At 72.5% G+C, this 8,239-nt stretch carries 7 protein-coding genes; 5 read left to right on the top strand and 2 right to left on the bottom strand.

The features are described from left to right. The first annotated feature begins 69 nt into the window (after window positions 1–69). Window positions 70–1,638: an alpha/beta hydrolase gene (locus V6V89_RS40575; RefSeq protein ID WP_442935318.1), complete on the top strand. Its 1,569-nt coding sequence runs from the start codon at window positions 70–72 to the stop codon at window positions 1,636–1,638. A gap of 77 nt (window positions 1,639–1,715) precedes the next feature. Here the strand turns inward: V6V89_RS40575 and ligD are convergent, their stop codons facing one another. Continuing rightward, window positions 1,716–2,738, bottom strand: a complete 1,023-nt coding sequence (gene ligD / locus V6V89_RS40570) for a non-homologous end-joining DNA ligase (RefSeq protein WP_334625035.1) — start codon at window positions 2,736–2,738, stop codon at window positions 1,716–1,718. A gap of 60 nt (window positions 2,739–2,798) precedes the next feature. After that, complete coding sequence (locus V6V89_RS40565; protein ID WP_334625034.1) at window positions 2,799–3,257, bottom strand: hypothetical protein; 459 nt, start codon at window positions 3,255–3,257, stop codon at window positions 2,799–2,801. 48 nt (window positions 3,258–3,305) lie between these two features. Here V6V89_RS40565 and msrB point away from each other — a divergent pair, with 48 nt between their 5' ends. From msrB to V6V89_RS40545, 4 genes are all read left to right on the top strand, one after another. Beyond that, window positions 3,306–3,704, top strand: coding sequence for a peptide-methionine (R)-S-oxide reductase MsrB (gene msrB / locus V6V89_RS40560; RefSeq protein WP_334625033.1), 399 nt, complete (start codon window positions 3,306–3,308; stop codon window positions 3,702–3,704). A 66-nt stretch (window positions 3,705–3,770) separates the two neighbouring features. Continuing rightward, the gene (locus V6V89_RS40555; RefSeq protein ID WP_334625032.1) at window positions 3,771–5,450 is read left to right on the top strand and encodes a right-handed parallel beta-helix repeat-containing protein; all 1,680 of its coding nucleotides are present in this window, start codon (window positions 3,771–3,773) and stop codon (window positions 5,448–5,450) included. Window positions 5,451–5,481: 31 nt separating this feature from the next. Then, window positions 5,482–6,753: a type VII secretion protein EccE gene (locus V6V89_RS40550; RefSeq protein ID WP_334625031.1), complete on the top strand. Its 1,272-nt coding sequence runs from the start codon at window positions 5,482–5,484 to the stop codon at window positions 6,751–6,753. Continuing rightward, complete coding sequence (locus V6V89_RS40545) at window positions 6,750–8,123, top strand: hypothetical protein (RefSeq protein WP_334625029.1); 1,374 nt, start codon at window positions 6,750–6,752, stop codon at window positions 8,121–8,123. Before V6V89_RS40550 ends, V6V89_RS40545 begins: the two co-directional genes overlap by 4 nt. The last annotated feature ends 116 nt before the right edge of the window (window positions 8,124–8,239 follow it).

Here is an 8,239-nt window from a genome sequence, read left to right as displayed (position 1 = left end):
TCACAGGCGCCACCAAACCGAAACGCGTCAAACGGACACCACGACCTTAAGTCACCGGTATTGAGCCTAGTGCCGGTGTCTCGCACCCTTCGTCACACTGTGGCCGGGCTCCTCGTGACCGGCCTCGTCGCCGGCTGCACAGTGCCGGTGTACGCGCCGAACACCGGCCGCAATGGCGGCGACACCGCCACCGCCACGCCGGCACCCGCCGGGTCGGGCGAGGCGGTGACCTGGCGACCCTGCCCTGACGTGCCGGAAGACCTCGTCGGGCGAGGCGCGCCAAACATGCGATACGAGTGCGGCAGCGTCGCGGTGCCGCAAGACTGGGCCGCGCCCAACGCCCCCGGCACGTTCGAGATCGCGCTGATCCGGGCCCGGTCGACCCGCCAGCAGGACCGGATCGGCTCGCTGCTGGTCAACCCCGGCGGGCCGGGCGCGTCCGGCATCAACACGGCGGTCTACCTCTCGTTCGGCGAGACGTTCGGCGGGCTGCCCGACGACGTACTGCGCCGCTTCGACATCGTCGGGTTCGACCCGCGCGGCGTCAGCCGCTCCAGCCCCGTCGAGTGCATCTCCGACGCCGACCTCGACGCCAGCTTCGGCGCCGACCCCGACCCCGACACTCAGGCCGAGTTCGACAGCCTGGTGGCGCTCAACCAGCGGATCGGGCAGGGCTGCGGCGCCAAGTACGGCGACAAGCTGGGCCTCTTCGCCACCGAGCAGGCGGCCCGCGACATGGACACGATCCGCACGGCGGTAGGCGACGAAAAGCTCACCTACCTCGGCTACTCGTACGGCACGCTGCTCGGCGCCACGTACGCCCAGCTCTTCCCGGGCAAGATCCGAGCGATGGTCCTCGACGGCGCGGTCGACCCCGGCCAGGACCTGCTGGCCGGCTCGGAAAGCCAGGCCAAGGGCTTCGAGCTCGCGTTCAGCAACTTCGCCGCCTGGTGCGGGAGCAACGCGAACAAGTGCCCCATCGCCCCCGACGCGCGACGTGCGGTCATGACCGCCATCGACAAGGCGCGCACATCGCCGGTCCGCGGCGACGGCGGCCGGGAGGCCACGTCCGGCTGGATCCTGTACGCGGTGATCTCGTCGCTCTACACCGTCGACGGGTGGGAAGAGCTGGGGAAGGCCATCGGTGACCTCGCGGAGGGCGACGCGGACGGCGTCTTCGACCTGGCCGACTCGTACGCCCAGCGCGACGGCAGCGGCCGCTACTCCAACCTCTTCGACGCCAACCTCGCGGTGAACTGCGCCGACGCGCCCGTCTCGCCCGAGGTATCGCAGATCCGGGCGACGCAATCCCAGTGGCGGGCCAAGTACCCGCTCTTCGGGGCGCCGCTCGCCGTCGGGCTGCTGCCGTGCGCGTTCTGGCCCGCCAAGCGCGACCCGTACCCGACCGGGGCGGCCACCGGCGCGCCGCCGATCGTGGTCGTGGGCACCACCGGCGACCCGGCCACACCGTACGAGCAGACCGCCAAGCTGGCCTCGATGCTCGGCGTGGGCGTGGTGCTGACCTGGGAAGGCGAGGGGCACACCGCCTACCCGCAGACCAACTGCGTCAACGACGCCGTCGACAAGTACCTGATCGACCTCAGCCCGCCCCCGGCCGGCCAGCGCTGCCCGCGTTGAGCCGCTCCACCAGTTCGCGCACCACCCGCAGGTTCCCACGCCGGTGCGAGGGCGGGCCGCCTATCGGCCGCACGTCCTCACTTCTTGCGGTCGCGGTCCTTCGACGGCTGCACCCTCTTCGGCTCGCCGGGCATCTTCGGATGGTCCGGCGGGTACGGCATGTCGCCCAGGCCGTCCCGCTCGTCGCGCTCCGACCACTCCAGCAGCGGCGCCAGGTCGAACGCCTCGTCGTCGATGCCGGCGTGCGGGTCACCCACCTTCGCGAACCGCTCCGGCACCGTGCGCAGATCGAAGTCGTCGGGGTCGACGTCGGGCAGCTCGTCCCAGGTCACCGGCGTGGAGGCGGTGGCTCGCCCGTTGGCGCGCAGCGAGTACGCGCAGGCGATCGTGCGGTCACGGGCCATCTGGTTGAAGTCGACGAACACCCGCTCGCCGCGCTCCTCCTTCCACCACGAGGTGGTGACGAGGTCGGGCCGGCGCCGCTCCAGCTCGCGGGCGAGCGCGATCACCGCCCGGCGTACCAGCACGAAGTCCCACTCCGGGCGAATCCTCACATAAACGTGCACTCCCCGCCCACCGGACGTCTTCGGGTATCCGGTCATGCCGGCGTCGGCCAAAACCTCGCGCAGCGCGACGGCCGCCTCGGCCGCGTGCCCGAAGTCGGTGCCCGGCTGCGGGTCAAGGTCGACGCGCAGCTCGTCGGGGTGGTCGGCGTCGGCCCGGCGCACCGGCCACGGGTGAAACACCACGGCACCCATCTGCGCGGCCCAGGCCACGTGCGCCAGGTCGACGGGGCACAGCTCGTCAGCCGGGCGGCCGCTCGGAAACGTGATCCGCGCCGACTCGAGCCACGGCGGCACCCCGCGCGTCGGGAGGCGCTTCTGGTAGAACATCTCGCCCTCGATGCCCTCCGGAAATCGCTGGAGCGTCGTCGGGCGCTCGCGCAGGGCCCGCAGGATCCCGTCACCGACGGCCAGGTAGTACTCGAACACGTCCCGCTTGGTGTAGCCCGGTCCCGGGAAGTACACCTTGTCGGGGCTGCTCAGCCGTACCGCGTGGCCGGCGACCTCGACCTCGACGGCGCTCGCCTTTGGGCTCATGGGGCGAGCCTAAGTGATGCCCTCGCTCCGCTCGGTCGTTCGCGCGCTTGAAGCCGCCCACTAACCGCGGACGCTCCAGTCGCGGTGCGTCTCCCAGAGGTGGCAGAGCATGAAGACGCGCCGCTCGAAGAGCGGGTCGTGCGCCAGCAGGGCGCCGTCGTACGGCGCCGGCAGCCGCCGGGTCTCCCCCGACTCCAGATAGACCGCGACCACCGTGCGCCGCCGGCGGCGCTCCGCCCGGACGCCCACCACCCGCTTCCACGGCAGGAACCCAGCCTGCGCCAGCCGGATGCCCGCGTCGTCGACGTCGGCGCCGCCGCGCCGGCCAGCGACCACGCCGGCGGCCGCGGCGACCAGCGCTGGCACCAGCACGATCGCGATGCGGTAGCCGGACGGCAGCGCGAACGACGCCATCAGGCCCACGGCACCGGCGGCCGCGCCCAGGTACAGGCCGTGCCCGACCGCCTGCCGCCAGGTCGGGCGGAAGCTGGCCAGCACCGCGCGACCCGGTTCTCGCATGCCTGCTCAACGACGGCCGGCGCTGGTGGTAATCGGTAGCCTGGATGCATGACGCTTCCAAACACTGAGGAAGAATGGCAGGTGCGCCTGTCTCCCGAGGAGTACCGGGTCCTCCGTCAAGCTGGCACCGAGGCGCCCTGGACGGGTGAGTACGTCGACACCAAGACGAAGGGCGTTTACCGCTGCCGGGCCTGCGGTTCCGAGCTCTTCACCAGCGACACCAAGTTCGACTCGCACTGCGGGTGGCCGTCGTTCTACACGCCGCTCGCCGAAGACCGCGTGAAATACATCGAGGACCGCACGCTCGGGATGCTCCGGGTAGAGGTGCGGTGCGCGCGGTGCGACTCGCATCTCGGCCACGTCTTCGAGGGCGAGGGCTACCCGACCCCGACCGACCAGCGCTACTGCATCAACTCCGTCAGCCTCACCCTGGAGCCCGCCCCCTGACCGGCTTCGTTGTACGGGCGCCGGGTCGCTACGATCCTCGTGGGCCGACGGGGAGGTACGGACATCATGGCGCGCACACTGACCGTCTCAGCGGAGCGGGCGGGTGCCTACCCGACCATCCGTGACGCCCTCGAGATCGCCTCCGACGGCACGGTCATCTCCATCGAGCCCGGCACCTACACGGAGAGCCTCCGGCTCAGCGGTCGGCGGGTCAGCCTGGTCGCGGCGAAGGAACCCGGTTCGGTCACCATCGACGCCGGCGACGCGTACGCCCCTGCGGTCGCCTGCGAGGGCGGCGAGGTCACTCTCTCCGGCCTGGTCCTCAAGGGCGCCGACTACCCGGCCGTCAACGCCGCCGGCACCCGGCTCACCATCGAGAAATGCGAGGCCAGCGCCCGCTACGCGGCCGCCATCACCGTCACCGACGGCGCCACCCTGGCCGCCACCGATGTCAAGGTCACGGGCGGGCAGTACGGGATCATCGTCGAAGACGCGGGCGGGCTCATCGACAAGTGCGAGGTCCGCGACACGGCCGACGACGGCGTGATCGTGCGGCTCGGCGCCAACCCCACGATCCGTAACTCCACGATCGCCGGTTGCGGCTTCCGCGGGATCTACGTGTACCAGGCCGGGCGCCCCACCATCGAACGGTGTGACATCTCGGGCACCGGTGACGCGGGCATCTCCGTGGCCCACCAGAGCGCGCCCACGATCGTCGACTCCTGGGTGCACGACACCCAGGGCTCCGGCATCACGTTCGGCCGCGGCTGCGGCGGCTCGGTCGAGGGCACCCGCGTCGAGGGCACCGCCACACCCAGCATCTTCGTCGAAGAGGGCGCCCACCCGACCATCCGCGAAGCCGACGACGGTGGCCTCGCCCCCAAGGTCGGCGCGGGCGCGGTCGAGGGCGGCAACCGGCAGGACACCGCGAAGATGGAGAAGCTCCTCGCCGAGCTCGACACGATGATCGGTCTCGCCGGCGTGAAGGCCGAGGTGCGCGCGCTCATCGACGAGATCCAGGTCAACGAGTGGCGCCGCACCGCCGGGCTCGCCGTCGGCGCCGCCAGCAACCACCTGGTCTTCACCGGCGCGCCCGGCACCGGCAAGACGACCGTGGCCCGCCTCTACGGCCAGCTCCTGAAGGCCCTCGGGGTACTACCGGGCGGAGACTTCAAAGAAGTCTCGCGGCGCGACCTGGTCGGCCAGTACATCGGCCACACCGCCGAAAAGACCACCTCGGTGTTCGAGCAGGCGCTGGGCGGCGTGCTGTTCATCGACGAGGCGTACACGCTGTCCCGCTCCGCCGGCACCTCCGCCGACTTCGGGCAGGAGGCCATCGACACCCTGGTCAAGCTGATGGAGGACCACCGCGACCAGGTGGCCGTCATCGTGGCCGGATACACCGCCGACATGGCCAACTTCCTCGACGCCAACGCCGGTCTGGCCTCACGGTTCGCCAAGACGCTCGAGTTCGAGAACTACTCCCCCGACGAGCTGGTGCTCATCGTGCAGCGGATCGCCCGCAACGACGATTATCTACTGGCTCCCGGGCTCGACGAGGCGCTGGTGGAGTGGTTCGCGCAGATCGAGCGCGACCAGAACTTCGGTAACGCCCGCGAGGCGCGCAAGCTGCTCGAAGGCATGCGGAAGGCGCAGTCCGGGCGGCTGCGGGCGCTCGGCCGGATGCCCAGCCGCGACGACCTGCGTACGCTCGTGCTCGACGACTTGTTGGCCGCGACGCGTTGATCTCTACGACAGGCAGGGGGTAGCTCACCGCATGTCCGTGTCGCCGCAGGCCGCTTCGGCGCAGCCAGCCCGCGCCGTCGGGCGGGTCAGTGCCGAGTCCGCCGACTACACCGGCCCAGCGATCCTGCTGCCCCGCCGGCGCCCGGGCCACCTCGGCCCCGTGCACATCACGCAGCTTCTGCTCGCCGAGGCGGTGCTCGTCGCAGTACTGGCAGCCGTCACCCAGAACGCGGTGCTGGCCATCGGCGTCGGCCTGGTTGGCGCGGTCCTGCTGCTCATCGTGCTCGGCCGGGCGCGCGGGCGCTGGTGGATCGAGCGGCGGCTGATGGCCCGGCGATACCGGCGGCGCCGCCAGGAGGCGGGCGCGCCCGCGTTCGGCGACGACGCGCGGCTCGCGGCCCTGCGCCGCCTCGCGCCCAACCTCATCGTCGAAAACGTCTCGGTGGCCGACGGCTCGCACGTGGGCGTCGCCCGCGACGACGCCGGCTGGTACGCGGTCGCCGCCGTCACCCCCGCCCTCGCCACCCGCGACGAACCAGGCGGCATCCCGCTCGACACGCTGGCAGCGGCGCTCGCCGAAGCCGACCAGCCGGGCGCGGTGCTCCAGGTCGTCACGCAGACCGTGCCGGCGCCCAGCATCGACACGCACCCGTCCTCGGCCGCCGGCCAGTCGTACCGGCAACTGCTCGCACGCTTCGGCACCGTGCCGGTGCCGGCCGACCGCGAGACCTGGGTCGCCGTACGCCTCGACGCCCGCTCGCTCGCCGAAGCCATCATCGGCGACGGCGCCGACCTCGACCTGGCACCCGCCGTGGTGGCCGCCATGGTCCGCCGGGTCGCCAAGTCGCTGCGCAAAGACGGCATCACCCACCGGCTGCTCGACGCCGAGGCGCTGCTCGGCGCGCTGATGCGGTCGTGCGACCTCGCGCCGGCCACGCCACACACCGAAACCCAGCCTCCGCGCGAGGAATGGTCCGAGTGGCATTCGGCGCGGCTCGCGCATCGCTCCTTCTGGGTACGCGGATGGCCGCCCGTCGCGCAGGCCGCCTCGCTGCTCAACTGGCTCTCCACCTCGCCCGCGGCGATGACAAGCGTCTCGCTGATCATGGCTGCCGACGACGACAGCCGCATGGTCGACCTTCGGGCACTGGTACGCGTGTCGGCGCCCGCCGGCGACCTCGGCCCGATCTGCCAGTCCCTGACCCGGGGCGCCGAGCAGGCGCACGCCGAACTGTTCCAGCTCGACGGCGAGCAGGCGCCGGCGGTGTACGCGTCCGCACCAACGGGAGGCGGCGCGCGATGACCGATCCTCGCGATCCTCGCGACTCTCAGGGCGAGGAGCAGAAGCCGCCCGCGGTCGGCAAGGCCTCCGTCGGCCGCCACGAGGCCCCGCCGGCACCCGGCGCTGGCACCTACGGCGCGGGCGGCAGTGCCGCGGGCCGTGCTGGCGCCGGCGGCGTTTACGGTGGCGGCGTCGCTAGCGCGCCCGGCCACTATGGTCAGCCCGCCGTTCCCGGCCAGCCCGCGCCCCAAGCACCGCCGCCCGGTGTGCCGGGTGCGTTGAGCGGCCCGCACGCCGCGGCAGCCAGGCCACAGGCGCCCGACAACACCCCCGGCGCACCGGGTACCCCGCCCCACGGCGCCCCGCTTCCGCAACGCCCGCCGCCACCGCCGCTGACCCAGTTCGCGAATGGGCCGGGCGGCGCCGTGCTCGGCCGCGACGCGACGCTCTCATCGCCCGCGGTGCAGGCCGCGGGGCCCGCGCCGGCGACTACCGCGCCTCCCGTGCAAGCGGTGCCGCCAGCGCAGACCTCGTCCAGCGCCTCCACGCGGGCCGCCACCCAAGCGGCGGCCGCCACCGCCACCCGGGCCGCGGCGGTGCCGCTCTCCGAGGCGCGCGCCATCCCGGACACCACGCCTGCGCTGCCGCCCGGCACCGTGTACGAAAGCCGCCGCCCGCCCGGCGGAGGCGACGGCCACCGCGGCCTGTCCGGCCGGCTCGCGCGGCTGCGCATCGGCTCGCACACCGCGTCCCGATCCGCGCTCGCGCAGCTCCGGATCGCCTCCCCCGGCACCGGCCTCATCCTGGGCGCCGACCGGCAGCAGGGCCCGGTCTCAGTACGCTTCTTCCGCCCCGAGCCCACCCGCATCGCCCTCGTCGGCGGAGCCTGGGCCGGGCAGTTGGTGACGTTCCGGGCGCTCGCGCTCGGCGCCCGCGTCGCCGTCGTGACCGCCGACCCGCAAGCCTGGCAAGGCTTCGGCGAACGCGCGACCGGCCGCGGCGACCGCGTGGCGGTACTCTCCGCGGAGCAGCCGCTCGCGGTGACCGCCAGCGCGCAGCAGCCGATCCTCGTGGTGTACGACCTCGGCCAACTCGGTGCCACCGCACCGCAGCCACTCGGTCCATGGCAGACGCAGCTGACGATCCTGCGCCAGCTGAGCCAGCCCGGCGTACCGTCCATCCAGGACTGCAACCTGGTCATGCTCCAGCGCCTTGGCAGCACCGAAGCCGCCCTGGCGGGCAGCTCCCTGCGCCTCCCCGCCGCCAGCACCCAGTTCCTCCAGGTGATGGCCGACGACATGATCGCCCTCGTCGGCGACGGCGCCGAACGCTACATCTGGTTCGCTCAAACCGACGTCGAACGCCAATACTCCGGCGCCCCCCGCCGCTAACCCCTTACCCCGCCCGGACCGTCCCCGCCCCCGCCACGCCACGCTCGTCGATCAAGGGCAAACGCACGTGGTTCGATCTCATTTCCACGTGCATTCGCCCTTGATCGACGGACTTC

It is taken from the genome of Micromonospora sp. CPCC 206061 (assembly GCF_036906915.1).
Classification (GTDB): domain Bacteria; phylum Actinomycetota; class Actinomycetes; order Mycobacteriales; family Micromonosporaceae; genus Phytohabitans.
Note: the sequence above shows the minus strand (reverse complement) of the source record. Positions and strands in the feature narration are given on the sequence as shown.